The following is a 26,181-nucleotide window of genomic DNA, read 5'->3' as shown; positions in this document are numbered from 1 at the left end:
AGCCTCGCATGAGGCCTATCGGCCGCCGTGCCTTCCTGACAGTTGCTCCAGACACCAAGTTACTCAGCTCAATCAATACCCAAAAACAAAACCCCGCCGAAATCGACGGGGTTTGTCAGCAGTCTGAAGCGGGGCAATTCGCCCCGCTTTTTTGTTGTCGCCGCGCTGCGCGCTTTGGACGACATGCTTTTTAACGCTTCAGTGCTTCGACTGGCGCTTCGGCTCGTAGCGGCCGTCCGGCAGTTTGTCGAACATCTCGCCGATCTGCGGATGCCGCACCGGCTCGCCCGACCGATCCTCGAGCAGGTTCTGCTCGGACACATAGGCGATGTATTCGGTCTCCGAATTCTCCGCCAGAAGATGGTAGAAAGGCTGGTCCCTGCGCGGACGCACGTCGGCGGGAATGGCTTCGTACCATTCCTCGGTGTTGGCGAATTCGGGATCGACGTCGAAGATCACGCCGCGGAACGGAAACAGCCTGTGGCGAACCACTTGTCCAATCGAGAACTTGGCCGTTTTCATCACACTCACCATCAGGCGACTTTGCTCGATACAAAACGCCGCTAACATCTTGAAATTACGCCCTACGTTGCCAAAAATCGACCCCGACTTTCGGGCTGTTGCCTATTTGGCGCAGGCGCTGCCTCAATTCAATGCCGCAGCCCCATGCTGCAAGCTACGGATACCAGGACGGAAGGTTTCGGAGGCGGCACGGAAAGGCACGGTGTGAGCTTCTAATGCCCGACCTGTTTGCGCAGTCCGCCGGCAATCGCGCGAAAACCGCTGCCGGGCAGCAATCCCTCGCGCATGAAGAAGGCGCGCAACGGCGCGAAGCTGCCCAGCGCATTGAGGCCGGCGCTGCGCGCCAGTTGTGCCGGCAACATGTCGGACAGCAGCGACATGTTGAGCAGGTTCACCGCGCCACTGCGCGCCCATATGTCGGGCCGGCGCCTGGTGTCATAGGCGGCGAGGCTCCGGCGCGACCCGGGGTCGTCACGGTTTTCGCTCGCGATTCCAACCAGATCGTCGATATCCCTGATGCCGAGGTTGAGACCTTGGGCGCCGATCGGCGGAAACACATGCGCTGCCTCGCCGACAAGCGCGACGCGATTTTGCGCGAAGCGGCCGGGTGAGGCCGCGGACAAAGGATAGACTTGACGGCCCGGCTCGACCGAGACCCGGCCAAGCATCGATTGCATCTGCTCCTCGACGCGTCCCGACAAGGTTGCATCGTCGAGCGCCACGAGTTCCTGCGCCGTCTCCGGCTTCACCACCCAGACAAGGCTCGAGCGCCTGCCGGGCAGCGGCACCTGCGTGAACGGTCCTGTTTCGGTGTGGAATTCGGTCGAAACGAAGCCGTGCTCGCTGCGATGGCCAAAGTTGAGGACGAGCGCCGACTGCGGATAGGGCCGGGCGGAGGCGCGGATGCCGGCGGCCTCGCGCGCCGGAGACAGGCGCCCGTCGGCGGCGACTGCCAGGGACGCCGAGATTTCGCTGCCATCGGCCAGCCGGGCATGAGCCAGATCGGCGTCAAGGCGCCATGACTCGACGATGGATTTCAGCCATTGAATGCTGCCATGAGCTAAAACGGCCTTGGCGAGGATCGGGATAAGAACCTTATTCGGCAGATTGAGCCCGAACTGTTCCTCGCCGATCTCGCTGGCGCGAAAGGTCACGGTCGGGCTTCGGATCAGCCGCCGGGTGGCATCGACGATGCGCATCACCTTGAGCGCCGCGGCCTGTGGTATCAGTTCGCCAAGAACGCCCAGCCGATCGAGGACTTTCAGCGCCGGATTCATGAGGGCCGTGGTTCGGCCGTCAGCGCTGTTGGCCTCAGGCCCGACCAGCGTCACGTCAAAGCCGGCCCCGGCGAAGCCGAGCGCGGCGATCAGGCCGGCCGGACCGCTGCCGGCAACCAGAATGCGGGCTTTGTCGTTGTACTCCACGCCAGGCTTCCACGATGAGAGGCGACCCGTCGGGCCTTTGTCAGGATATAGGTCAAATCAGCCGGCTTGATCAACGCGGCGATTCAGCCCATTCGATTGCCATGAGCGGCCAGGAGCACGATTTCAGCCATCTCGACCGCGCGAGCCGCGCGACGGCTGGCGTGGCGCGCAGCCCGCACCTCGCCGTCATGCTCACGATCGGTATCGGCGTCGCCCTTGCGTGGTTCCTTCTCGGCGCGATGGCGATCCGCGGCGCTGAAAGCCGCCTTGGCGGCGCGCCCGGCGACGTGCTGCTCAAAAATCTGCCGAGCCTGCCATTGCCGGATTTCCTGGACCGGTTCTTCGCGCTCTGCCTTGCGCCGGCACCGCTTGTCGGCCCAACCGGCCTGCAGGCGCCGGCGCTTGTGCTGATGTGGTTTCTGATGGCCGTGGCGACGATGCTGCCTTCCGCGGCGCCATTGATCCACACCTATTGCGAAATCGCCGATACGGCGAGGATCAAGGGCGAGCCGGTCGTTCATCCGCTGGTGCTTGTCGGCGGATACCTCACCACGTGGCTTTGCGCATCCGCGGCTTTCACCGTGTTGACGCTCGCGGTCTATGCCTTTGCCAGCTCCGGCCGGATGCTCGATCCCGCCGTCGGCCTTGCCGGTGCCGCCGCGCTGCTCGTTGCCGGCCTCTATCAATTCAGCGGCCTGAAACAGGCATGCCTGGAAAAGTGCCGCAACCCGTTCTCGATCCTGTTCGCCAACTGGAGCACGAAACCGGGCCGCATCTTCCGTTTGGGAATGGAGCAGGGCGTCTGGTGCCTCGGTTGCTGCTGGGCGCTGATGCTGGTCATGTTTGCGGTCGGCGCGATGAACGTCTTCTGGATGGCGCTGATTGGCCTGTTCACTCTGATCGAAAAACAGACCACCGGCAGGGTGGCCAGCCGGGTTGCCGGTGCGATACTGCTTGTGTGGGCGGCTGCCCTTCTATTAGTTTCGGCGTGAGGGGAGAATTCGATGACCGACCAAAGCTGGGCAATGAAAGGGGAGCTGGTACTCTCCTGCAATTGCACGGTTTTTTGTCCCTGCGTGCTGTCGCTCGGCAGCCATCCGCCGACGGAAGGCTACTGCCAGACCTGGGCGGGCTTTCGCATCGACGCGGGCCATTTCGGCGAAGTCGACCTTTCGGGCCTCAATCTCGGCCTGATCATGGAAATCCCCGGTTACATGAGCCGCGGCAACTGGACGGCCGGGCTGTTCATCGACAAGCGTGCTTCCGTCTATGCGGTGAAGGCGCTGACTAGGATCTTCACCGGCAAGGCCGGCGGCACCACCTCGCTGCTGTCGATCCTTGTCGGGAAATTCCTCGGCGTCGAGCAGGTGCCGATCACCTATGAGACGCGTGACAAGACACGCGTCTTCCAGATACCGCGGATTATCGACGGCGCTGTGACGCCTATACAAGGCAAGGACCGCGAGAAGGATACGGTGATCACCAATTCCGAATATTGGATCGCGCCGGAAATCATCGTGGCGAAGTCCGACAAGAGCAAGATGCGCGCCTTCGGCCGCAACTGGAATTTCGCCGGCCGCTCGGCCGAAATCTGCAAGCTGGACTGGCGGGGACCGTGAGCAAGAACACAGCGGCCAGGAAAGCGGCAAAGAAGATCGCGGAGCGGATTCCTCTGCCGAAGAAGAAGGTGACGTGGCCGCAGGCGCGCGCCTTCTCCGTCCATCTGCTCACTGCGTCAGGGTCGTTCCTTGCCTTCCTGTCGCTGGTGGCGGCAAGCGAGGAACGCTGGACGGCGATGTTCTGGTGGCTGGGACTGGCGCTCTTTGTCGACGGTATCGACGGCCCGATCGCAAGAAAGCTCGAGGTCAAGGAGATCCTGCCGACATGGTCGGGCGAACTCCTTGACAACATCATCGACTACGTCACCTACGTCCTCATTCCGGCCTTCGCGCTCTATCAACGCGGTTTCATGGGCGAGAACCTGTCTTTCCTGTCGGCGGCCATCATCGTCGTCTCCAGCGCGATCTACTATGCTGACACCGGCATGAAGACGAAGGAGAACTTCTTCAAAGGATTCCCTGTCGTCTGGAACATGGTGGTGTTCACGCTGTTTGTCATCGAGCCGGGGCAATGGGTGTCTTTCGCCGTGGTGGTGGTTGCCGGCATTTTGACCTTCCTGCCGATCAATTTCATTCATCCGGTGCGCGTCGTGAGGTTGAGACCTCTCAATCTCGGCATGACGCTTTTGTGGTGCGCCTTCGGCGCGCTGGCGCTGGCGCAGGCGGCGCTTGCGGCCTTCTACGACAAGATCGGCGTGCTCGGCGAGCAGGTCGGCGACTTCACCAAGATCGGCATCACGATCACGGGCCTCTATCTCACCTGCATCGGGGCCGTCATGCAGATGTTTCCCAATCTGGGCGTCAAGAAGTCCTGATCCTGGGTCAGGATAATTCTTGGTTGAATCGTCATCCTGACCTAGCTGTCTATCGCAGCATGATCTTTTCCGAAATCGGTTCTCGCTTTCGGGATCGTGCAGACCCGGTTCGTACCCTTCAGAGAGTTGAGCGATGTCCAAGGCAATCCGCATTCACGCCCATGGCGGCCCTGAGGTCCTGATTTACGAGGATGCCGATCCCGGCCGGCCGGGAGAAGGCCAGATCCTGGTCCGGCACACCGCGATCGGCCTCAACTTCATCGACGTCTACCACCGTTCCGGGCTTTATCCGCCGCCTGGCGGTTTTCCGCTGATCCCAGGCGGGGAGGCGGCGGGCGTCGTGCTGGCGCTCGGCACCGGCGTCGACTGGCTGAAGCCTGGCGACCGCATCGCCTATGCGGTCAATGTCGGCGCCTATTGCGAACAACGGGTTATCGCGGCCGACCGCGTGGTCAAGGTACCGGACGGCATCAGCGACGAGCAGGCAGCGGCAATGATGCTGAAGGGCATGACGGCGGAGTATCTGTTGCGCCGCACCTTTGCCGTGAAGGCCGGCGACACGATCCTCTACCACGCGGCCGCCGGCGGCGTCGGCCTGATCCTCGGCCAATGGGCGAAGCATCTCGGCGCGACCGTGATCGGCACCGCGAGCTCCGCCGACAAGATCGAAATCGCCCGGGCGCATGGCTTCGATCACGTCATCAACTACAAGGAGCAGGATTTCGTTGCCGGCGTCGCGGCGCTGACCGGCGGCAAGAAATGCGATGTCGTCTATGATTCCGTCGGCGCCGACACTTTTCCAGCCTCGCTCGATTGCCTGCGGCCGCTCGGCATGTTCGTCAGCTTCGGCCAGTCGTCCGGGCCGATCCCGCCTTTCTCGATGTCGCTCCTGGCACAGAAGGGCTCGCTTTATGCCACCCGGCCGACGCTGTTCGTCTACAATGCCAGGCGCGAGGATCTGGTGAAGTCGGCTGATGCGCTTTTCAACGTGGTGCTCAGTGGTGCCGTCGAGATCAAGATCAACCAGCGCTACGCGCTGAAGGACGCTGCAAAGGCGCAGGCCGATCTCGAGGCCCGCAAGACGACGGGAACGACTGTCCTCATTCCCTAGCCGGATGGTTTCAGGTCGAATCGACCTGAAATCTGAATCCGCCTCTAGATCAAAGAGATAGAGCATGATGTCGCCCGAAAACCGCTTCACATTTTTTCGGCATCATGCCCTAGCCGGCTGCCTCGTTTTTCAGCGACTTGCCGTGCCTGGAGGCACGGCTTGCCTGGAAACCGCTCCGGATTTGCCTGCGTTCTCAACAGGCCTATCTTAGCCCTTGAGTTTCCGCTGAAATTCTTGAAGCTCTTTCAAGTTGGGTGCTGCTTTCCGATGGGAGCCGGCCGCGCATACCATGCTTTCGGGAACACGGAACATGTCCGGGAAACTGGATGGGAGGCACTGTGAGTGCAAATCATGACAGGGCGAACCTGCTTGAGGTTCGTGGCCTTACCAAGATTTTTGGCACGCTGACGGCGTGCGATCACATCGATCTCAATATCGCAAAAGGCGAGATCCACGCGCTGCTCGGTGAGAACGGCGCCGGCAAGTCGACGCTGGTCAAGATGCTGTTCGGGTCGCTCGAGCCGAACTCGGGCGAGATATTCTGGGACGGCAAGCCGGTCAAGATCACCAGCCCGGGCGTCGCCAAGAAGCTCGGCATCGGCATGGTGTTCCAGCATTTCTCGCTGTTCGAGGCGCTGACGGCGGCCGAAAACATCGCGCTTTCCCTTAATGACGGTTCGCCGATCGGCACGATTGCCGCGAAGGCGAGGGCGCTTTCCTTCAGCTATGGCCTGCCGCTCGATCCGGATTCGCTGGTCGGCGATCTCTCCGTCGGCGAACGCCAGCGTATCGAGATCATCCGCTGCCTGCTGCAGACGCCGCAGCTCATCATCCTCGACGAGCCGACCTCGGTGCTGACCCCGCAGGAGGCCGACAAGCTGTTCGAAACGCTGGAACGGCTGCGCGCCGAAGGCAAATCGATCCTCTACATCTCGCACCGGCTGGAGGAGGTCAAACGCATCTGCGACCGCGCTACCGTTCTGCGCCACGGCAAGGTCGTCGGCCACTGCAACCCACGCCAGGAGACCGCCGCATCGCTGGCCCGCATGATGGTCGGCAGCGAGGTGAAGGCGGTGGTGCGCGCGCCGGCGGAAGGCATCGAGACCGCGCCGGCGCTGCTGGAAATCCGCGGCCTCAGCCGCAAACCAGCGACGCCCTTCGCCATTCCGCTCAAGAACATCAACCTGGCCGTGCGCGCCGGTGAAGTGATCGGCATCGCCGGCGTCGCCGGCAACGGCCAGGGCGAGTTTTTCGAATCCGTCTCCGGCGAAGTGCTGCAGCAGGACGCCGGTTCCGTGCGCATTCGCGGCAAGGACGCCGGAGGCCTATCGATCACCGGCCGCCGCCTGATGGGGGCCGCCTTCGTGCCGGAAGAGCGCCTCGGCCATGGCGCCGCCCCGCGCATGAAGCTTTCGGAGAACCTGCTGCTTTCTCGTCACGCCACCGACGGCAAGGCTTTTGTAGGCTCGGGCGGCATGGTCAAGCACGGTGCAGTTTACAGCGCCGCCCAGCGCATCATCACAGCCATGGATGTGCGCAAGAGCGCGCCGGATCCGGAGGCGGCCGCGCTATCGGGCGGCAATCTGCAGAAATTCATCGTCGGCCGCGAACTCGACCGCAAGCCGAGCGTCATGGTCGTCAACCAGCCGACCTGGGGCGTCGACGCAGGTGCGGCCGCACACATCCGCCAGGCCCTGATCGAGCTTGCCCGCAGCGGCTCCGCGGTCCTGGTCATCAGCCAGGACCTCGACGAATTGTTCGAACTGTCGGACGCGATTGCCGTCATGCACAACGGAGACCTGTCGACGCCGCTGCCGATCGCCGAGGCGACTTTCGAGAAGATCGGCCTGTTGATGGGCGGCGCCGAGCCCGGCCACGCCGAACACAGCCTGGAGGTTGCGTGATGCGCATCGAACTGGTCAAACGTCCGCAGCGCTCGGCGCTGTTCTCGGTGCTGTCACCGTTCATCGCTTTCGCGCTGACGATCGTCGCCGGCGCCATCATGTTCGCACTGCTCGGCGTCAATCCTTTCAATGCCTTCGAAATCTACTTCGTCGAGCCGATCAGCCAGGTCTGGCAGTTGCATGAGCTGGCGATCAAGGCGGCGCCACTCATCCTGATCGCAGTTGGCCTGTCGGTCTGCTACAAGGCCAACATCTGGAACATCGGCGCCGAAGGCCAGTTGGTTTTCGGAGCTATCTTCGGCTCGATCATCCCGGTCTTGTTTCCGCAATTCGAGGGACCGCTGGTGCTGCCGCTGATGCTCTTGCTCGGCATGGTCGGCGGGGCTCTCTATGCGTCGATCCCGGCGCTGCTCAAGACACGCTTCAGCACCAATGAAATCCTGACCAGCCTGATGCTGGTCTATGTCGCGCAGCTCTTTCTCGACTGGCTGGTGCGCGGCCCGTGGCGCGATCCGCAGGGGCATGGCTTTCCGCAGACCATCCAGTTCGGCGACTCGGCCGTCCTGCCGGAACTGATGCCCGACGCCGGCCGCGCCAATTGGGGCTTCGTCTTCGCGATTGTTGCCGCCGTGCTGGTCTGGCTGATGATGAGCCGCATGCTGAAGGGTTTCGAGGTGCGGGTGCTGGGCTCCAGCCCGAGGGCAGGGCGCTTCGCCGGCTTCGGCTTCAACCGGATGGTCTTCTTCACCTTCCTTCTGTCCGGCGCGTTGGCGGGTCTGGCGGGCATCTCGGAAGTGTCTGGCGCCATCGGCCAGCTGCAGCCGGTGATCTCGCCCGGCTACGGCTTCACAGCCATCATCGTCGCCTTTCTCGGACGGCTCAATCCGCTGGGCATCGTGGCCGCGGGCCTTGTGCTGGCGCTGACCTATCTCGGCGGCGAGGCGGTGCAGAGCGCGCTCGGCATCTCGGACAAGGTGGCGCGCGTGTTCCAGGGCATGCTGTTGTTCTTCGTGCTCGGCTGCGACACGCTCATCCACTACCGCATCCGCCTGATCGGCATGGCGCTGACGAAGCCGAATGGCGCCACGAAACTCGAAGCAGCGCCGAAGCTCGAGGAGGTCCGCTGATGGACATCACCGTCAACATCCTTTTGACCATCGCGACCGCGGCGACGCCGCTTCTGATCGCGGCGATCGGCGAACTGGTGGTCGAGCGCTCCGGCGTGCTCAATCTCGGCGTCGAGGGCATGATGATCATGGGCGCCGTCGGCGGCTTCGGCGCCGGCTACCTCACCGGGTCGCCATGGATCGGCCTGCTCGCCGCAATCATCGTCGGCGTGCTGTTTTCGCTGCTCTTTGCTGTCATGACGCTGTCTTTAGCCACCAATCAAGTGGCGACCGGCCTGTCGCTGACGCTTCTTGGGCTGGGTCTGTCCGGCATGATGGGAACGAGCTTCGTCGGGCTGCCCGGCGAAAGACTGCCAAATCTCTACATTCCGGTCCTCACCGACATTCCCGTGATCGGCAAGCTGATCTTCGGCCAGGACCCGGTCTTCTACATCTCGATCGCGCTGACGGCAGCGGTGATGTGGTTCCTGTTCAAAACCCGGACGGGCCTGACGCTGCGCTCGATCGGCGACAGCCACACCTCGGCGCATGCGCTCGGCATCAAGGTGATCCGCTACCGCTATCTCGCCGTGATCTTCGGCGGCGCCTGCGCCGGCCTTGCCGGCGGTCACCTGTCACTGGTCTACACCCCGCAATGGGTCGAGAACATGAGCGCGGGGCGCGGCTGGATCGCCTTGGCGCTTGTCGTGTTCGCCTCATGGCGTCCGTGGCGGGTGTTGGCAGGTGCCTATATCTTTGGCGCCATTTGGATTGGCCAGCTTCACGTACAAGCAATCAACCTCCAGGACTTCGTCAACTCACCGTGGGTGATCTACCAAGTCATCGCTTTCCTAAAATCGTTTCCATCTCAACTGCTTTCTTCGTTGCCCTATCTGGCAACCGTCGTGGTTCTCGTTCTAATCTCGCGCAACAAGCGTTTGACGATGATGAACACGCCGGCTTCCTTGGGGCAGCCATTCGTTCCGGATCGTTGACAACAACAAAAAGACGGGAAGCTCCAAGGCTTAACTCAGAGAGGTAACACAATGAAAAAACTGCTTATTGCGTTGATGACCACGGCCGCGGCCCTGTCGCTGGCGGCAACCGCCGAGGCGGCCGACAAGCTCAAGGCCTGCTGGGTCTATACCGGTCCGATCGGCGACTTCGGCTATTCCTACCAGCACGACCAGGGCCGCCTCGAGGTCGAGAAGGCGCTCGGCGACAAGGTCGAGACCGCCTATCTCGAAAACGTCTCGGAAGGTCCCGACGCCGACCGCGCTTTCGAGCGCCTGGCGCGCGAGAAGTGCAAGATCATCTTCGGCACCTCCTTCGGCTTCATGGATGCCGAGGTGAAGGTCGCCAAGAAGTTCCCCAAGGTGATGTTCGAGCATGCCACCGGCTTCAAGACCGGCGACAATCTCGGCATCTACAACGCCCGCTTCTATGAAGGCCGCTATGTGCTCGGCCAGATCGCGGCCAAGGAATCGAAGAAGGGCCTTGCCGGCTACATCGTCTCCTTCCCGATCCCGGAAGTGGTGATGGGTATCAACTCCTTCATCCTCGGCGCACAGTCGATCAATCCCGACTTCAAGGTCAAGATCGTGTGGGTGAATTCCTGGTTCGATCCGGGCAAGGAAGCCGACGCCGCCAAGGCGCTGTTCGACCAGGGCGCCGACATCATCGTCCAGCACACCGATTCCACCGCGGCCCTGCAGGTCGCCGAGGAACGCAAGCTGCACGGCTTCGGCCAGTCGTCCGACATGATCAAGTTCGCGCCGAACGCGCAGCTGACCTCGCTGACGGACGAATGGGGCCCGTATTATATCAGCCGCGTCCAGGCTGCTCTCGACGGCACCTGGAAGCCGGACAATGTCTGGCTTGGCATCAAGGACGGCGCGGTCAAGCTCGCGCCCTTCACCAACATGCCCGACGACGTCAAGGCGATGGCAGAAGCGACCACCAAGAAGATCGCAGGCGGCTGGAACCCCTTCACCGGCCCGGTGTCCAAGCAGGACGGCTCGCCTTGGCTGAAGGACGGCGAGGTCGCCGACGACGGCACGCTGCTCGGCATGAATTTCTACGTCAAGGGCATCGACGACAAGCTGCCGCAGTAAGCGGCAAGTCGAAAAGCCAAAACGAAAAAGGGCGCCGCGCGGCGCCCTTTTTATTCGCGGTGCTTCCTTCGCAAGGAGGCTCAGACGGCTGATCCATAGAGATCGTAGGCGTCCGCGCGGTCGATCTTGACCGTAACGATCTCGCCGGCGCGCAGCGGCCGCCGCGATTGGATGTGCACCGAGCCGTCGATCTCCGGCGCGTCATATTTGGTGCGGCCCTTGGCCGATGTGCCATGCGCCTCGTCGACCAGCACCGGCAGGCGTTTGCCGACCTTTTTTGCGAGCTGTGTCGCGGAGATCTTCCGCTGGCGCTGCATGAAGCGGTGCCAGCGCGCTTCCTTGATCTCCTGCGGTACCTGCTCGAGTCCGAGATCGTTGGAGCGCGCGCCCTTGACCGGCTCGTATTTGAAGCAGCCGGCGCGGTCGATTTTTGCTTCGTCAAGCCAGTCGAGCAGCATCTGGAAATCGTCTTCGGTCTCGCCGGGGAAACCGACGATGAAGGTCGAGCGGATGGCGAGATCCGGGCAGATCTCGCGCCAGCCGCGGATGCGGTCCAGCGTCTTTTCGCCATGCGCTGGGCGGCGCATGTTCTTCAGCACCTGCGGTGAGGCATGCTGGAAGGGAATGTCGAGATAGGGGAGGATTTTTCCTTCCGCCATCAGCGGAATGACGTCGGCGACATGCGGGTAGGGGTACACATAATGCATGCGTACCCAGATGCCGAGCTTGCCGAGCTCCTCAGCGAGGTCGAGGAATTTCGCGCGCACTTCGCGGTCACCGAGCATCGACGTCTGGTACTTGATGTCGATGCCGTAGGCGCTTGTGTCCTGCGAGATGACGAGGATCTCCTTGACGCCGGCCTTGGCGAGCTTTTCGGCTTCGCGCAGCACGTCCGCAGCCGGGCGCGAGACGAGATCGCCACGCAGCGCCGGGATGATGCAGAAGGTGCAGCGGTTGTTGCAGCCTTCCGAGATCTTCAGATAGGCGTAGTGGCGCGGTGTGAGCTTCACACCTTGCGGCGGCAGCAGGTCGACATAGGGATCGTGGCTGGGCGGAGCCGCCTCGTGCACGGCCGCCATGACGCTCTCATAGGCCTGCGGGCCGGTGATCGCCAGCACATTGGGGTGCTTCTCGCGGATGACCTCCGGCTCGGCGCCGAGGCAGCCGGTGACGATGACGCGGCCGTTTTCCGAAAGAGCCGAGCCGATAGCGTTGAGCGACTCGTCGCGGGCGGAATCGAGGAAGCCGCAGGTGTTGACGACGACGAGATCGGCACCGTCATGCTTGCGCGCGATCTCGTAGCCTTCGGCGCGGAGCCGCGTGATGATGCGCTCGGAATCGACGAGCGCCTTCGGGCATCCAAGACTGACGAAACTGACGCGAGGGGCGGACATAGGGTTTTCCGGGCTTTTGGGGATGGGCGGCGCAATATCACACTAATTGCGGCATTGGTATGGGCTGACCCATCCTGCGGCAAAACGCATTGCCCAGCGCAACCCTTGGAGCAGATGGAGAGCCTCAGCTCACCGCGGCATTGACGTGCGGCCAGACTTCGACCGCACCGCGATAGACCATGTCGAGCGCGACGTAGAGAATGATCAGCAGGCCGATGTAAGCGATCCAGCGATAGCGGTGCAACAGCCTGGCAATAAAGCTCGCGGCGAGGCCCATCAAGGCAATCGACAACACCAGGCCGATGACCAGCACCGGGAAATGATCGCGCGCCGCGCCTGCGACAGCCAATACGTTGTCGAGTGACATCGAAACGTCGGCGACGACAATCTGCAGCGCCGCCTGCCCAAGCGTCTTGCGCCGCGCCTTACCCGCGATCGCTTTGTCGTTGTCGAGGTCGGAATTGGCCAATGCCTCCGTTGCCTCGTGCTCATCGGCATGGGAGGTGCGCAACTCGCGATACATCTTCCAGCACACCCAAAGCAGCAGGATGCCGCCGGCAAGCAGCAGGCCGACAATGGCAAGCAGTTTCACCGTGATGGCCGCAAAGAAGATGCGCAGCACGGTCGCCGCGAGAACACCAATGAGGATTGCCTTCTTGCGTTGATCTGCAGGCAGACCTGCCGCCGCAAGGCCGATGACGATGGCATTATCGCCCGCGAGCACGAGGTCGATGGCAATGACCTGGAGCAGAGCGGTCAGGCTTGCGGCGCTGAAAATGTCCATCGGCTGGAGGCCCTTTGCTGTTCGCTGAGTCTCGATCGTCGACTATTCTGACGCCCTAACGTGGATGGTTCACGCGCGTCAAGAGAACAGGCCGGGACGGGCCCTTTCAGAGCCCGCGTTACACCGAATATGATAGGAATTTGCGGCTGTTATGTCGACCGGGGACGGCTCGTCGCGATCGCCGATCAGTCGTAGAGATTATACTTTGCCCAGTCGGCCTCGGGGATCTCGTCGCCGATCTTGTAGCGGAACTGCAGCACCTCCATGTGGTCCGCCGCGGTCTGGCATTTGAACTTCAGCCGGTACCATTGGCCCTTGCTGCGGAAGGCGGCGCCGGAGCTCCTGATGGCGTCGGCGCTCATCTGCGGCGTGGCGAAGGCGTAGGCCACGACGCGGTCGGCCTTGTAGTTGCGATCGTCATGACTGATCCGGTCGAGCACCTCGGCGTCACATCGCTGCTCGAGACGGGTCTCCGGATCGAGTTTCATCAGGCCGGCGCGCAACGCATTGTCCATCGCCTTGGCCGGCAAGACCAGCGTCAGTGACGCCAGAACCATCAGGCAGAGCTTCTTCATGGGCGCGACAAGCAGCATATTTTGTCTGAGAAATCAAATAACCGCTGTTTTACCAGCCGTTGGCGGTCATGCCGGGCCGGTGCCGCTTCAGTTCATCAACCGATGCCCCTGCCGTGCAACCATTGGTGGCCGCAATTTGCAGAATCACCAACAAGTTTGGAATGCCCGTGTTGTCATCGGAGCCGCCACGTCGAGCTTTCCTGCAAATGGACCGCGATACGCCCAGAAAAAGTCAACCATGAGAGCCTGCCTCGGATATCCACGCGCGGAGTACCATTCGGCCGCATGGCGGACCGGTCGGCCCATCGCCACTGCGCACTGCGCGGCAGGAAAAGCCGGAAAACCCAAATAGTTCAATACTTTCTGCGACGGTCCGACATGCGCCGGATTACTTGGCGCCGATAACAAATCCCGTGAACTCGACCGCCGGCTGGCAGGTGGAGCGAAGTTGACAAGGCGGTTCCCTTGGGTCACGCCATAGCCAGACGGGGACGGGTTGAACGACCCGGGGGGACTGCGGCAATGGCGAAGATCGAGACGGCCAAAGGGTCGGAGTCCGGCTGCGGACACGCGTTGCACGCCTGTCGTCCTGGCCCAACCTCAGTCGCCGCGCCCTTCCTGTTGATCGCCCCAAAGGCAGCGCTGGCCGCCAGCGTCGACAGTTGGCGGGGCGCGACCGCGGCAATGAAGATTATCACTTTGCCTGCGATCGGTCTGAAGGCTCTGCGGCGGTCTGCCCGATCGAGCGTATTCGGAATGCTCACGGGCTCGATGTTGCTTCTGCCTATGGGCAGCGCGTTCGCGGTGGCGGTCGGCGATCCGGTGTACAATCCCGGCACCAGCAGTTTCGAGACGGTCTTCCAAATCCCGTCGCCACCCAATGGCTGGGTGGTGACAAAGGTGACCTCCGGCGGCACGACTACCTACAACGCCGTTATCGTCACGCCGCCCGCCGTCAACACCACCTATGTTTCCGGCGGAAAGACCTACAAAGTTCTATCCTACACCACGACGACGGTGAACGGCACCACCTACTACACCGGCATCGTGGTCGAGAACGAGACCGACTCGGGCAAACCGCAAACCACGCTCAACACCTATCAGCTCAACGTTCCGACCGCGGGCGGCGGCGCTGGCGGCTCGGGCAGCGGCGGCACGGTGACCCAGGGCAACGATGTGCGCTATGTCGACCGCCAGACCGGTTCAAACGGCTCTGGCGGCTCGAACGCCTACGGCATCGAGATCGATTTCGGCATTCTCGGCAGCCTGACCATCGGCGTGAGCGGCTCCGACGGCCAGCCAGGCGGCAATGGCCCGACGATCAATGACACGCTGCCGGTAGGCACCAGCTACAATTCCAGCCAGGACGGCAAGGCCGCGGTCGAGATCGTCAGCATTGGCGGTGACGGCGGCAAGGGCGGCGACTCCTACGGCAACCAGGACGCGCGCCAGGGTGGCGCTGCCGGCCAGGGCGGCGACATCACGCTCAATTCGGCGGCCACGATCACCACAGACGCAGTCGGAGCCGATGGCATCTTTGTGATGAGCAAGGGTGGCCAAGGGGGCGCGGGAGGCAATGGCTACATACTGAGTCAGGGCGGCTCCGGCGGCCCGCCGACAAAAGGTGGCACGGTCATCGTCAACAACAGCGGCCAGATCAGCACCAACAAAGATAAGTCCGTCGGCATCTTCGCCCAGTCGATCGGCGGCGGCGGCGGCTCGGGCGGCGACAGCTTCGGCATCGTCGGTCAGCCCGGCTCCGCCTCGGCCGGCGGCAATGGCGGCACCGTCACCGTCACCAACACCGGTGTCATCGGGACCAAGGGCGCGCGGTCCTATGGCATCTGGGCGCAGTCGCTCGGCGGCAGCGGCGGCAATGCCGGCGATTCTGGGGGCATCGTTGCGCTGGGCAACAAGCTCGGCTCCGGCGGCGGCACCGGCGACACCGTGACCGTCACCAACAATGTCGGCGGCAACATTACGACCTATGGCGTTGGCGCCTTCGGCATCCTGGCGCAGTCGATCGGCGGCGGTGGTGGCGATGCGGGCGGCGCTGGTGGCCTCGTCGCCATCGGCGGCGACGCCGGCTCCGGCGGCGATGGCAAGACCGTCATTGTCACCAACCACGCGAACATCACGACATACGGCGGCACGGACACGAGCGTCACCGATCTGGGTCCAACCATCAAGGATGTCGGCGCCGACGCGATCGTGGCGCAATCGATCGGCGGCGGCGGCGGCAACGGCTCTGGCAGCGGCGGCTTGGTCGCCATCGGCGGCGAGGGCACCGCGGGCGGTGCGGGCGGATCGGTGTCCGTCGCCAATGACGGCACGCTCATCACCACCGGACCGAAGGCGCGCGGCATCTTCGCCCAGTCGATCGGCGGTGGCGGCGGCAATGGCGGCGATTCAGGCGGCCTTGTCGCCATCGGCGGTAAGGGCTCCTCCACCAGCAACGGCGGCACGGTGACCGTCAACAATACCGGCATAATCAAGACCGCCGGCACCGCCATTCAGGCGGAGTCGATCGGCGGCGGTGGCGGCGATGGAGGCTCCAGCGGCGGCCTCTTCTCCATCGGCGGCTCGGGGGGCGGGGGCGGCGATGGCCAGAACGTCACCGTCAATTCCTCAAACCACTTGACGACAACCGGCGACAATTCGGTCGGCATCCTCGCCCAGTCGCTGGGCGGCGGCGGCGGCAATGGCGGCGGCTCGTATACTGTCGGCGAAGCGGTGGCGATCGCCATCGGCGGCGCCGGCGACAAGGGCGGCAATGGCGGATCGGTCGAGGTCAATCACGTGGCCACGCCGGGCAATCTCAGCGGCCTTGTCGCCTCCGACATCAGTACCGGCACGCGCACCACCAACGGTCAGGGCCAAACCGTCGTCACCGGCGCCAAGGCCTATGGCGTCTTCGCGCAGTCGGTCGGCGGTGGCGGCGGCAGGGGAGGCCTTGCGGTCGCGGTCTCGACCGCCACATCCGGCGCCGGCGCCAGCTTCGCGCTCGGCGGCAAGGGCGGCCCCGGCGGCGACGGCAAGGACGTGACCGTCAACTACAAGGGCGACATCACCACTCAGGGTGACGGTGCCTATGGCATCTTCGCGCAGAGCGTCGGCGGCGGCGGCGGCGATGGCGGCGGCGCCGTCGCGGTGAGCGGCGGTGGCGCGTTCAACTTCGGCCTCGCGATGGGCGGCGCTGCCAATGTCGGAGGCAAGGGCGACATCGTCACCGTCAACACCATGGGCGGCACGATCGAGACTTACGGTCTCCAGGCCCATGGCATCTTCGCGCAATCGGTCGGCGGTGGCGGCGGCAATGGCGGCTTTGCCGGCGGCGGCACGATCGGCGCGGTCGCGCTGACCGTCACCCTCGGCGGCAAGGGAGCCGCGGGTGGTATCGCCAAGGCCGTTACCGTCAACAACGCCTCCTCGATCATCACCCATGCGGACGGGTCGATCGGCATCAACGCTCAGAGCGTCGGCGGCGGCGGCGGCAATGGCGGCTTCTCCATCGCCGGCGCGCTCGCGGTCGGCGCGATATCGGCCGCCATCGGCGGCGATGCCGGCGACGGCAGCAGCGGCGGCACCGTCACGGTCAGCAACCAGGGGAACATAACCACCTCGGGCGCCAAGGCTTACGGCATCTTCGCGCAGTCGGTCGGCGGTGGCGGCGGCAATGGCGGCGGGGCCATCGCCTTCTCGCTCGCGGTTTCGCCCGATCCTGAAGAGATTCCGGCGGTCGCCGTTTCGGTCGCGGTCGGCGGCGGTGGCGGTGTAGGCAGCATCGGCGACACGGTGCATGTCACCAATGGCGGCAACATCACCACCCGTGGCACCGGGGCCCACGGCATCTGGGCGCAATCGGTCGGCGGCGGCGGCGGCACCGGCGGCTACGCCGGATCGGGCTCCGGTTCATTGGGGCCGGGGGCCAACATATCGGTCGCCGTCGGCGGCACGGGCGGCACCGGCGGGAACGGCGGCGCCGTCATCGTCGATGCGGGCAAGGATAAGCTCGGCGCGATCGTCGCCGGCTCCACCATCACCACCTGGGGCCTTGGCGCCGACGGCATCAGGGCGCAGTCGATAGGCGGCGGCGGCGGCGATGGCGGCTTCGCGATCGGAGTCAATCTCGGCATCAACAACAGCGACCTGCCGCTGGCGTCGATCGGCGTCACCGTGGGCGGCCAGGGCGCGCTTGGCGGCGACGGTTCGAGCGCAACGGTCAACAACTGGTCGGTCATCCGTACCTATGGCGACAATTCGGCCGGCGTCTTTGCGCAGAGCGCGGGCGGCGGCGGCGGCGATGGCGGCAACGCGATCACGGCGGTCGGAAGCTGGGCGAACGCGACGAGCTCCAGCGCCCAGAACACCAACATCTCGGTGGCTATCGGCGGCAAAGGCGCCTTGGCGGGCGACGGCAAGGACGTCACCGTCAACAACCATGGCAACATCGAGACCGGCCTCGTCACCACCGACACGGACATCGCTGGGGATACGGTGACCACCGGCAACAGCGCCTATGGCATCTTCGCCCAGTCGATCGGCGGCGGCGGCGGCATCGGCGGCCGCGCCAATTCGATCAACGTGCTGGTCGGCAAGGGCGAGGCTCCCCCGGATGCGCTGATCAACGTCGCCATGTCGGTCGCTGTCGGCGGCCAGGGCGGCGCGGCCGGGGATGGCGGACACGTGACCGTCACCAATGACGGCAGCATCACGACCAATGGTTCGCTTGCCGACGGCATCTATGCGCAGAGCGTGGGTGGCGGCGGTGGCGCAGGTGGCAACGGCATCCTCGGCACGGACGAGCTGATCCCGGTCCCGGCGGCGCTGATCGCCAACGTCCTCTTCGGCAAGACCAAGATCTACAGCGCGCTTGGCGCCGCCGTTGGCGGCAATGGCGGCGGGTCAGGCATTGGCGGACTTGTCGAGGTCACCAACACCGGCAACATCACGACCAAGGGCAGCAATTCCAACGGCATCTTCGCCCAGTCGGTGGGCGGCGGCGGCGGCGTCGGCGGCAAGGCCAATATCGGCGCCACCGGCACGATCGGCGTCGGCGGCAAGGGCACCAGCGGCGGCGACGGCGGCATCGTCCACGTCATCAACAACGGCAACGGCAAGATCGAGACCTTCGGCGCGGCGTCCAACGCCATCTTCGCCCAGTCAGTGGGTGGCGGCGGCGGCGTCGCCGGCAATGTCGATCGCGTGCTGGCGAACGGACTTGGGCCGATCCCGGCACTCAACCTCGGCATCGGCCTTGCTTTCGGCCAGGGCGGCGGCAATGGCGGCTCGGGCAAGGACGTCACCGTCGAGGGCAACGGCGCGATCATCACCCGTGGCTCGTCCTCGGCCGGCATCTTCGCCCAGTCGGTCGGCGGCGGCGGCGGCATCCTGGGTACGCTCGGCAACGAGCTGATCCCGGGTGTCAGCACCGTCACCAACTGGGCTGTCGGCAGCAATGGCGACGCCGGTGATTCCGGCATCGTCCACGTCAACTATGCCGGCACGATCGACACCTATGGCGACGGCTCCATCGGCATCTTCGCCCAGAGCAATGGCGGCAAGAAGGACACGACGCAGAACTATCTCGGCACAGCCGGCAACATCACCGTCGATCTCGACGGGTCGGTCGTCACCCATGCCGCCGGCACCGACGCCATCGTCGCGCAGAGCAAGGCCGTTGATGGCAATGGCGACATTGCCATCAACCTGACGAGCGCCACCGGCAAGGTCCTGGGCGGCGTCACCGATGCGGACCATACCGGTGTCGGTGTCTGGATCATCGACGGCAACAACAACACGATCAGCAACAAGGGCACGATCACGACCGCGAGCGGCACGGCCGGCGGCTGGGCGATCCTGTCCGGCGGCGGCAAGGAGGCGATCACCAATTACGGCACGGTCACCGGCTCCTTCGATCTCGGAGCCGGCACCAACAGCTTCACCAACGCGGCCAACGCCACCTTCAATGCCGGCGCCGACGCCAAGCTCGGCATCGGCAACCTCTTCGCCGACAGCGGCTATTTCTCGCCGGGCGGCGACAACAATGTGATGACGACCAACCTCGTCGGCAATTGGAACCAAGCCTCGACCGGCGCCTACAAGCTCGACGTCGACCTCGATCCGCAAGCCGATCTCATCAACGTCGCCGGCACGGCGGATCTCGGCGGCGCCATCGACCTCAACATCATGGACGCGGCCGCGGCGAAGCCAGGCAGCCAAACGTTCCACATCCTGCATGCTGATGGCGGTGTCTCGCACAGCGGACTGGAGCTCAGTTCGATCGCAAGCGCGGTCGCGCAATATCAGTTGCAGTATCCGGATCTTAACAATGTCTATCTCGCTGTCGACATAACCTTCGCTCCCACCGGCCTGACCGGGAACCAGATTCCGGTCGCGAACGCGGTCAACGCCATTCAGAGCGGCCCGACCTCGCCGGATTTCCAGAAGATCGCCGAGGCGCTGTTCTATATCCCGACGGTCACCCAGCTTGGCGCCGTCTACGATTCGATCTCGGGCGAGGGCGTTTCCGGGTTCGAGCAGCCGCAGTTCGGTGCTTATGAAAGCTTCTTCGCCTCGATGGGCCGCCAGGCCGATTTCTGGCGCACCGGCCTCGGGACCGACCCGACGGATCACACAGCCACGCCGCAGGCCTATGACGAACCGACGAAGCCCAAAAAGGATCCGTTCAAGGCCCTGCAGCCCGACCAGCGGCGCTGGAGCTATTGGGCAAGCGCCGGCGGCAATGGCGGTGAGATCAGCGGCGATGCGGCGGCTGGCAGTGCCGGCACCACCTACAAGGGCGGCAATCTCGCGGCGGGCATGGAGACCGTCGGCGATCCCGACACGCTGGTGGGCTTCGCCCTGGGTGGCTCGGCGGGTTCATTTGCCGTCGACGACCGACAGACTTCCGGCAACATAGTCGGCGCGCAGGCCGGCGCCTATGTCGCGCATAAATGGGACCAGTTCTATATCGACGGCGCGCTTGCCTTTGGCCTCTACAACAACAACATCCACCGGGCCACGGCGGTGCCTGGTTCGGACTCGCCGATCAACCCGGTGGCCGGCATCACGGCCGAGAACTGGCGCAGCAATTTCCTGAGCGCCGGCTTTGGCACCAATATCGAGGCCGGGTGGCGACAGCAGGTGGGTGCCGCGGCCATCACGCCTTTCGCCGGATTGCAGTTCGCATTCCTGTCGATGGACTCTTTCGACGAGACGTCGCCCGACGACGGCGGCGCGCTGGGGCTGAGCTTCGATCACCGCGTCATCACCTCGCTGCCGGTCTCGCTCGGCCTGCAGCTTGACACCACCATCGGCGTCGGCGACGGCCAGTCGCTGCAGGCCTGGGGCCGCGCGGCCTGGGTGCATGAGTTCGAGCAGGACCGCTCGGTGAAGCCCAGCTTCCAGGCGGCGCCCGGCACCTCCTTCGTCATCCAGGGCGCCTCGGCAGCCGAAGACGCGGTCGCCGTAAATGCCGGCCTGAAGATGAACTGGGGCTCAAACACCGCGGTGTTCGCCGCCTTCGACGGCAAGTTCGGCGACGGCTTGCAGAGCTATGGCGGCGATGTCGGCTTCAAGCTGAACTGGTAGGGGCGGGGGTGTGCGCCCGAAGTAAAAACAAGCGGGATCAGTGGACTGCCAGCAGGAAGTCGAATTGAGCAACTCCTTCGCGCTTTCTACTGCGTTCTCATGCGTCGCGTGGCTTTCCAGGTAAATGCTGCCGCCGACGATGACAGATTGCGGCGCCCAGATTCCCGGCAGCATTCGACTACTCCGGTCACGGGTTTGGGCGTGAAGGAAATAGCGTGTCGGTAGTGTCTCAGTTTTAAATTTAGCCGCCGCTGACGCCGGACAAGCGGCGCCGCTGATGGAGCCGGCGGGTGGCCGGGGGCCAGCAAACGCCTAACGCCAGATAGATGCAGTTATGCTAATATGAGGTTTCTCGCACGTTCACTCGTGTGACCAACCTGGGAGGATGCAATCATGAAGATTTCATCGCGCTCAAACGGCCGATCAATGCTCATTGTGCTCGGCCTCACCAGTGCGGCAGCCCTTATGTCTGGGGGCGCGGCCTTCGCTGTCGAGGGTCAGGAGGGCGTAAAGACGACCCCCGTTCTGACGACCGACAGCACGGACCTGAAGTGGCAGGACATTGGCGACCTGCCGCCTGGCGCCAAGGTCGCTGTCCTGGCGCAATCCGGTAACTGGAGTGTGGCACGCGTGAAGTTCCCGCCCCATTACGTCGTCCCGCCGCACAGCCATCCTAATGCCGAGGCCGTGTGGCTGATCAGCGGTGAGGTCGGGTTCGGCTTCGGGGATAAGCTCGATAAGACCGGCCCGTGGCTCAAGCCGGGAGCCTTTTTCGCGTTACAACCTGGCGGTATGCACTATGTGTGGACCGGAGACGAAGGCGGGATCATTGACGTTCAGGTCAGTGCCCCTGGCGGCATAACGTTCGCCAACCCGGCTGATGCTCCGAAGAAGAAGTGAGAAGCCCTTGTCCCTGGCGGCCCGGCTCGGTCTGGCGGAGGCCAGCACTTAGCCGGGCCTGATCGGCGGGAGCAACACAGACTCGGACAACACTAGGCGCGAAATTCGCAGCGAACCGCCCCCATCAGCCGCACTGCAACCGTGGGGACGGCCGTTCTGTGTCTTCGGAGGCGTGCCTACTTCTGAACCAGCCCGCTTGCCTGAAGCAGCTCATCGAAGGTGCCGGTCTGGCACAGCGTCCGGGCGCCGGCGTCTCCGGTCTGCGATACGACGATCGAGCGGCCGGTCAACTCAGTAAAGGCCTCGGCGATCTGCGACTTATCCAGGTCCGAATAGCAAAGTGTCATCTTTTGCGAAGGATCCAGAACAAGCCGCTCCGCACCAGGAGATTTCCTCCGCGCGGAGACCACTTGGTTCGCCGACAGTATGGTGGGGTAGCATTTCCAGAACAGGACCTCGCCGCTCTCCCCCTCCCAAAGCGCACACCCGCCTGAGCCACAGTCGAGGACCCAGTGCTCACTTTCACATACAGACATTTTCCGCTCCATATCACACAGAGAGCACCCGCTCACGGCGCAATTCCTATCAGCGGACCATCGGGAGACAATGAAATGGATCACATTGTCAGGCTCGACAGTCGCTAGAGACCGCATTGCAAGCCATGGCCGACAAGTTCATTGCGCTTCACAATGGCGGTCCCGTGAAGTGCAAAAGGAAATGAACCTGCTCAATGAGCACCTTCAACAGCGGCTCGATGCGCTGGCGAAAAGTTGCGGACCTACTCCCGGTCGTGCGATGTTGTCACTGGATTGAAACGTGGAGGGGCAGATGCAAAGGTATCTTGGGGATAGCGAAAGAGCCTACCGAATTTACATGGCCCACTCTCACATCTACCAGCACGGCCTAACTGAGATGGCTTCCGAAGTTGTATCAACAGCAGTTACTGGTTAGTAGATTGGTTAGTTGGCCACTAACCGAAAATTGCCAAGCCTTATGTTTTCTACGCATTTCAGGGGTGGTTGGCGGAGGGAGTGGGATTCGAACCCACGGTGAACTTGCGCCCACGCCGGTTTTCAAGACCGGTGCCTTAAACCGCTCGGCCATCCCTCCATCGTGATCTTTCACGAGGCGCCTTATCCTGTTTGGTCCCGAAGACCGTGCCGACAGGACGAGAGCGCCCATGCTCTAGTGCGACGCGTAAAGATCTGTCAATCGCAGGAACGGCTCAATCCATTGTTTGCGGAACGGGACAGCGGCGGAAAGCCGGTTCGATGCATTGACAATGTCGCAAAGACCCTGTCAATCTCAACCTGCTAATATTGCAAATAGGGGGACAATCGTGAAGAAAACCTACGAGAAACCCGTACTGACAAAGCGCGAGATGCTGTCTCGGGCGACGGCCCAGCAGGCGCTATCCGGGCAGTTGGAATAGCGGACGAACCTTTACTCCCATGCGGATTCGACACGCCAGCGATCTTTGTCGCTGGCGCTCGTATTGGCAGCAGAGCATTTTCGAAACGGGAACGGATGTTCCGAGGGCGGCGGCATCACCTCTCGCCATAATCTCGCCCTGTTGCGACCATAATCGATTAACATCGTGATAAACAATTCCTGTGCACAAAGGGATTGGGATCAAGGTGTTGCTGGCATTGGCGGACGTTTGGTTCCGTCGGATGGCAGCACGATAGGGGACAATCGAAAACATGCAGACTTCGGCGCGCCCGCGTCTTCGCCGCGCTTCTGCTTTCGCCCTGTGCGCCCTCTCGGGCCTGCTGCTGGCTGCCTGTGCGTCGCAACCCGAACCGAAGGGGATGGTCTACAAGAAGGCCCGCTCCAAGGAATATTTCGCCGAATCCGAATATGGCGTGAAGGCGAGCCCGCGGGTCGAGTTCATACGGCGCGGCGGCGGCCGCGACCAGCTCGGCAAGCCCTACCAGGTACGCGGCAAGTGGTATTACCCGAAGGAAGACAAGAATTACGCCAAGGTCGGCCTGGCTTCCTGGTACGGCGACGCCTTCCATGGCCGTTTAACCGCCAATGGCGAAGTCTATGACATGACGCATCTGACGGCGGCGCATCCGACGATGCCGCTGCCGAGCTATGCCCGCGTCACCAATATCGAGACCGGCAGTTCGGTGATCGTGCGTGTCAACGACCGCGGTCCCTACCATGAAGGCCGTATCATCGACGTTTCCGAACGCGCCGCGCAGATGCTCGACTATGACAAGGTCGGCACGGCCAAGGTCAAAGTGGAATATGTCGGCCGCGCGCCGCTCGACGGCGATGACGACCGGTATCTGGTGGCCTCCTATCACCCCGGCAACAACCGGCCGGATCCGTCGGACGGCCTGCCGACCGGCGTGATGGTGGCCATGAACGGCCCGTCGCCGAGCGTGCCGGTGAGCGCGCCGCCAGCCGCCGTTCCGTTCCCCGGCCAGTTGACCAATTCGGGGCAAGCCTTTGCCGCGCAGCCGGGCTTGTCGGATCAGCCGGCCGTGCAGCCGGCGGCGTTCTCGGTGCCGGGCGCCAGCGATGTCGTGCTGCCGGATTTCGGACCGATCGTGCCGCAGCGGCCCGAGATCACCTTGCCGGCGAATTCGCCTTTCGCCATGGCTTCGCTGTCCTATGCGGATGAACGGGTAGAGCGCGCCGATGTCTTTGCCGCGCTTGACACCGGCGGCATGTCGCCGGCCGATATCCTGCAGTCGTGGAAGAAATCGAATCGCCAGGAACAGGTTCCTGGATCCGACTACGTCGCCGCCGGTTCCTTCGACGAGGCCGCCGAGGCAAAGCGCGTGGCCGCGGCGCTCGAGCCGTTCGGCCGGACCGAGATCCAGCGCACCGAACTCGACGGCAATGACTGGTATGCGGTCAATGTCTATCCGGACGGCCATGGCAGCATCGACGACCTGCTCCAGGCAGCCTGGTCGCATGGCGCGCCGGACGCGCTGGCTGTGCGTAACTGATCAAATTCGGACTGCCCGTTGATCCGGCCGAAAAAACCCTGATAGCTTGGCCGCGGGGTAGTCTTTGCGCAATTCCGGGCGAACAATCGCTGCGCGTTTTCCGGTGTTGCTCAGATTGGGTCGAGATTTCATGCAATTCCGCATTTTTCCACCTTTCGCCAGCCTTCTGGGATTGGTGCTGATGCTACTTTGCGCCGTTCCGGCGAGCGCGCAGCTTTTCGAGACCAAGGCAACGCAGGCGTTCATGATCGATGCCGACACCGGCACGGTGCTCTTCGCCAAGGACCCGGACAAGCCGATCCCGCCGGCCTCGATGGCTAAGCTGATGACGATGGAGATGGTCTTCAACGCCATCAAGTCGAAGCGCATGACGCTCGACGATACTTTCGTCGTCAGTGAAAACGCCTGGCGCACCGGCGGCGCGCCGTCCGGCACCTCGACCATGTTCGCCAAGCTCAAATCCGCGGTCCGCGTCGAGGACCTCATCCAAGGCGTCACCGTGCAGGCCGCCAATGACGGCTGTATCGTGCTCGCCGAGGGCATGGCGGGCTCGGAAGCAAATTTCGCCGCGCAGATGACGGATCGCGCCCGCCAACTCGGCCTGTCGAAGTCGACCTTTGTCAATTCGACCGGCCTGCCGGCCGACGGCCAGCAGACGACCATGCGGGAGCTGACGATGCTGGCGCTGCATCTGTGGCGCGACTATCCCGAGTTCTTCCACTATTACGGCCAGCCGGACTTCACCTGGAACAAGATCGCGCAGAGGAACCGCAATCCGCTGATCGCCATGGGCATCGAAGCCGACGGCTTCGTGGCCGGCGCCAGCGAGCAGGCGGGGTTCGGCCTGGTCGGCACCGTCAGCCACAACGGCACCCGCGTGATCGCCGCGCTCAGCGGACTGGCGAATGACCGCGAACGCTCCGAAGAGGCGCGCAAGCTGCTCGACTGGGGCTCGCGTTCCTTCCAGAAGACCGAGATTTTCGCCAAGGACGAGGTGGTCGGCGAGGCGCAGGTCTTCGGCGGCGCCAAGTCCGGCCTGGCCTTGAAAGCAAAAGGTCCGGTGGACATCTTTCTGCCTATCGCCAACCGCGACAAGCTGACCGCCAGGATCGTCTATCAGGGCCCGGTGTCGGCACCGGTCGAGGAGGGGCAACCGGTCGGAGAACTGCGCGTTTGGATAGGCGACACGCTCAGCCAGCAGACGCCACTCTATGCCGCCGAGTCAGTGAAAGTGGGCACGCTGCCGCAGCGCGCGCTCGACGCCGCCAAGGAACTCGCTGTCGGCTGGCTGCGTCGGAAACATTTGTGATCGGGCAAGTTCGTGGACCTTTTGTCGGACGGGAGCTATGACAGC

General features: G+C 63.5%; 19 protein-coding genes and 1 tRNA gene. 13 read left to right on the top strand and 7 right to left on the bottom strand.

From position 1 onward, the window contains the following. The coding region (locus RFM98_RS24160) for a hypothetical protein (protein ID WP_320311148.1) at positions 1–194 on the top strand (194 nt) is incomplete at its 5' end. Positions 195–198: 4 nt separating this feature from the next. Here the strand turns inward: RFM98_RS24160 and hspQ are convergent. Together hspQ and RFM98_RS24150 are read right to left on the bottom strand one after the other, a co-directional pair. Further along, the gene (gene hspQ / locus RFM98_RS24155; RefSeq protein ID WP_164772605.1) at positions 199–522 is read right to left on the bottom strand and encodes a heat shock protein HspQ; all 324 of its coding nucleotides are present in this window, start codon (positions 520–522) and stop codon (positions 199–201) included. 212 nt (positions 523–734) lie between these two features. After that, entirely contained in the window at positions 735–1,946 is a 1,212-nt protein-coding gene (locus RFM98_RS24150; RefSeq protein WP_320311147.1) for a UbiH/UbiF family hydroxylase, read from the bottom strand. 101 nt (positions 1,947–2,047) lie between these two features. Here RFM98_RS24150 and RFM98_RS24145 point away from each other — a divergent pair, with 101 nt between their 5' ends. The 8 genes from RFM98_RS24145 (at position 2,048) to RFM98_RS24110 (ending at position 10,615) form a co-directional block, all read left to right on the top strand. Beyond that, positions 2,048–2,938 (top strand): DUF2182 domain-containing protein, encoded by an 891-nt coding sequence (locus RFM98_RS24145; RefSeq protein ID WP_320311146.1) that lies wholly within the window; start codon positions 2,048–2,050, stop codon positions 2,936–2,938. A 12-nt stretch (positions 2,939–2,950) separates the two neighbouring features. Next, positions 2,951–3,565 (top strand): DUF1326 domain-containing protein, encoded by a 615-nt coding sequence (locus tag RFM98_RS24140; protein WP_320216061.1) that lies wholly within the window; start codon positions 2,951–2,953, stop codon positions 3,563–3,565. A gap of 53 nt (positions 3,566–3,618) precedes the next feature. Then, positions 3,619–4,380 (top strand): phosphatidylcholine synthase, encoded by a 762-nt coding sequence (gene pcsA / locus RFM98_RS24135; protein ID WP_430682344.1) that lies wholly within the window; start codon positions 3,619–3,621, stop codon positions 4,378–4,380. 133 nt (positions 4,381–4,513) lie between these two features. After that, complete coding sequence (locus tag RFM98_RS24130) at positions 4,514–5,491, top strand: quinone oxidoreductase family protein (RefSeq protein ID WP_320311144.1); 978 nt, start codon at positions 4,514–4,516, stop codon at positions 5,489–5,491. Positions 5,492–5,817: 326 nt separating this feature from the next. Further along, complete coding sequence (locus RFM98_RS24125) at positions 5,818–7,395, top strand: ABC transporter ATP-binding protein (RefSeq protein WP_320311143.1); 1,578 nt, start codon at positions 5,818–5,820, stop codon at positions 7,393–7,395. Continuing rightward, entirely contained in the window at positions 7,392–8,522 is a 1,131-nt protein-coding gene (locus RFM98_RS24120) for an ABC transporter permease (protein WP_320311142.1), read from the top strand. The genes RFM98_RS24125 and RFM98_RS24120 overlap by 4 nt, the downstream gene beginning before the upstream one ends. Then, complete coding sequence (locus RFM98_RS24115; protein WP_320311141.1) at positions 8,522–9,496, top strand: ABC transporter permease; 975 nt, start codon at positions 8,522–8,524, stop codon at positions 9,494–9,496. The genes RFM98_RS24120 and RFM98_RS24115 overlap by 1 nt, the downstream gene beginning before the upstream one ends. A 51-nt stretch (positions 9,497–9,547) precedes the next feature. After that, complete coding sequence (locus tag RFM98_RS24110; RefSeq protein ID WP_320311140.1) at positions 9,548–10,615, top strand: BMP family ABC transporter substrate-binding protein; 1,068 nt, start codon at positions 9,548–9,550, stop codon at positions 10,613–10,615. Positions 10,616–10,695: 80 nt separating this feature from the next. Here RFM98_RS24110 and rimO read toward each other — a convergent pair whose 3' ends face one another. The 3 genes from rimO to RFM98_RS24095 form a co-directional block, all read right to left on the bottom strand. Continuing rightward, positions 10,696–12,009, bottom strand: coding sequence for a 30S ribosomal protein S12 methylthiotransferase RimO (gene rimO / locus RFM98_RS24105; protein WP_320311139.1), 1,314 nt, complete (start codon positions 12,007–12,009; stop codon positions 10,696–10,698). 124 nt (positions 12,010–12,133) lie between these two features. Beyond that, the gene (locus RFM98_RS24100) at positions 12,134–12,793 is read right to left on the bottom strand and encodes a TerC family protein (RefSeq protein ID WP_320311138.1); all 660 of its coding nucleotides are present in this window, start codon (positions 12,791–12,793) and stop codon (positions 12,134–12,136) included. 185 nt (positions 12,794–12,978) lie between these two features. Continuing rightward, positions 12,979–13,386, bottom strand: a complete 408-nt coding sequence (locus tag RFM98_RS24095; RefSeq protein ID WP_320216868.1) for a DUF930 domain-containing protein — start codon at positions 13,384–13,386, stop codon at positions 12,979–12,981. Positions 13,387–14,139: 753 nt separating this feature from the next. Between RFM98_RS24095 and RFM98_RS24090 the strand changes: the two genes are divergently transcribed. Next, on the top strand, positions 14,140–20,961 hold the full coding sequence (locus tag RFM98_RS24090; protein ID WP_320311137.1) for a hypothetical protein: 6,822 nt from the start codon (positions 14,140–14,142) through the stop codon (positions 20,959–20,961). A gap of 393 nt (positions 20,962–21,354) precedes the next feature. Next, complete coding sequence (locus RFM98_RS24085) at positions 21,355–21,861, top strand: cupin domain-containing protein (protein ID WP_320311136.1); 507 nt, start codon at positions 21,355–21,357, stop codon at positions 21,859–21,861. Positions 21,862–22,037: 176 nt separating this feature from the next. On the opposite strand, the gene RFM98_RS24080 is transcribed toward RFM98_RS24085, so the two are convergent. Next, the gene (locus tag RFM98_RS24080; RefSeq protein ID WP_320216866.1) at positions 22,038–22,208 is read right to left on the bottom strand and encodes a hypothetical protein; all 171 of its coding nucleotides are present in this window, start codon (positions 22,206–22,208) and stop codon (positions 22,038–22,040) included. Positions 22,209–22,881: 673 nt separating this feature from the next. After that, positions 22,882–22,971 (bottom strand) — tRNA-Ser (locus tag RFM98_RS24075). A gap of 593 nt (positions 22,972–23,564) precedes the next feature. Here RFM98_RS24075 and RFM98_RS24070 point away from each other — a divergent pair. Both RFM98_RS24070 and RFM98_RS24065 read left to right on the top strand, forming a co-directional pair. Next, positions 23,565–24,827, top strand: coding sequence for a septal ring lytic transglycosylase RlpA family protein (locus RFM98_RS24070; protein WP_320311135.1), 1,263 nt, complete (start codon positions 23,565–23,567; stop codon positions 24,825–24,827). Positions 24,828–24,957: 130 nt separating this feature from the next. Next, entirely contained in the window at positions 24,958–26,136 is a 1,179-nt protein-coding gene (locus RFM98_RS24065; RefSeq protein WP_320311134.1) for a D-alanyl-D-alanine carboxypeptidase family protein, read from the top strand. Positions 26,137–26,181 lie beyond the last annotated feature (45 nt).

Source organism: Mesorhizobium australafricanum (assembly GCF_033977265.1).
Classification (GTDB): domain Bacteria; phylum Pseudomonadota; class Alphaproteobacteria; order Rhizobiales; family Rhizobiaceae; genus Mesorhizobium; species Mesorhizobium australafricanum.
This window is presented reverse-complemented; position numbering and strand designations above follow the sequence as displayed.

What these genes read in the sequence shown, in the direction of transcription:
- RFM98_RS24090 (WP_320311137.1), top strand. Translation starts at nt 14,140, where the DNA reads ATGTTGCTTCTGCCTATGGGCAGCGCGTTCGCGGTGGCGGTCGGCGAT.
- RFM98_RS24130 (WP_320311144.1), top strand. Translation starts at nt 4,514, where the DNA reads ATGTCCAAGGCAATCCGCATTCACGCCCATGGCGGCCCTGAGGTCCTG.
- RFM98_RS24125 (WP_320311143.1), top strand. Translation starts at nt 5,818, where the DNA reads ATGGGAGGCACTGTGAGTGCAAATCATGACAGGGCGAACCTGCTTGAG.
- RFM98_RS24095 (WP_320216868.1), bottom strand. Translation starts at nt 13,386, where the DNA reads ATGCTGCTTGTCGCGCCCATGAAGAAGCTCTGCCTGATGGTTCTGGCG.
- rimO (WP_320311139.1), bottom strand. Translation starts at nt 12,009, where the DNA reads ATGTCCGCCCCTCGCGTCAGTTTCGTCAGTCTTGGATGCCCGAAGGCG.
- RFM98_RS24070 (WP_320311135.1), top strand. Translation starts at nt 23,565, where the DNA reads ATGCAGACTTCGGCGCGCCCGCGTCTTCGCCGCGCTTCTGCTTTCGCC.
- RFM98_RS24145 (WP_320311146.1), top strand. Translation starts at nt 2,048, where the DNA reads ATGAGCGGCCAGGAGCACGATTTCAGCCATCTCGACCGCGCGAGCCGC.
- RFM98_RS24085 (WP_320311136.1), top strand. Translation starts at nt 21,355, where the DNA reads ATGAAGATTTCATCGCGCTCAAACGGCCGATCAATGCTCATTGTGCTC.
- RFM98_RS24080 (WP_320216866.1), bottom strand. Translation starts at nt 22,208, where the DNA reads ATGACACTTTGCTATTCGGACCTGGATAAGTCGCAGATCGCCGAGGCC.
- hspQ (WP_164772605.1), bottom strand. Translation starts at nt 522, where the DNA reads ATGAAAACGGCCAAGTTCTCGATTGGACAAGTGGTTCGCCACAGGCTG.
- RFM98_RS24110 (WP_320311140.1), top strand. Translation starts at nt 9,548, where the DNA reads ATGAAAAAACTGCTTATTGCGTTGATGACCACGGCCGCGGCCCTGTCG.
- RFM98_RS24140 (WP_320216061.1), top strand. Translation starts at nt 2,951, where the DNA reads ATGACCGACCAAAGCTGGGCAATGAAAGGGGAGCTGGTACTCTCCTGC.
- RFM98_RS24115 (WP_320311141.1), top strand. Translation starts at nt 8,522, where the DNA reads ATGGACATCACCGTCAACATCCTTTTGACCATCGCGACCGCGGCGACG.
- RFM98_RS24100 (WP_320311138.1), bottom strand. Translation starts at nt 12,793, where the DNA reads ATGGACATTTTCAGCGCCGCAAGCCTGACCGCTCTGCTCCAGGTCATT.
- RFM98_RS24065 (WP_320311134.1), top strand. Translation starts at nt 24,958, where the DNA reads ATGCAATTCCGCATTTTTCCACCTTTCGCCAGCCTTCTGGGATTGGTG.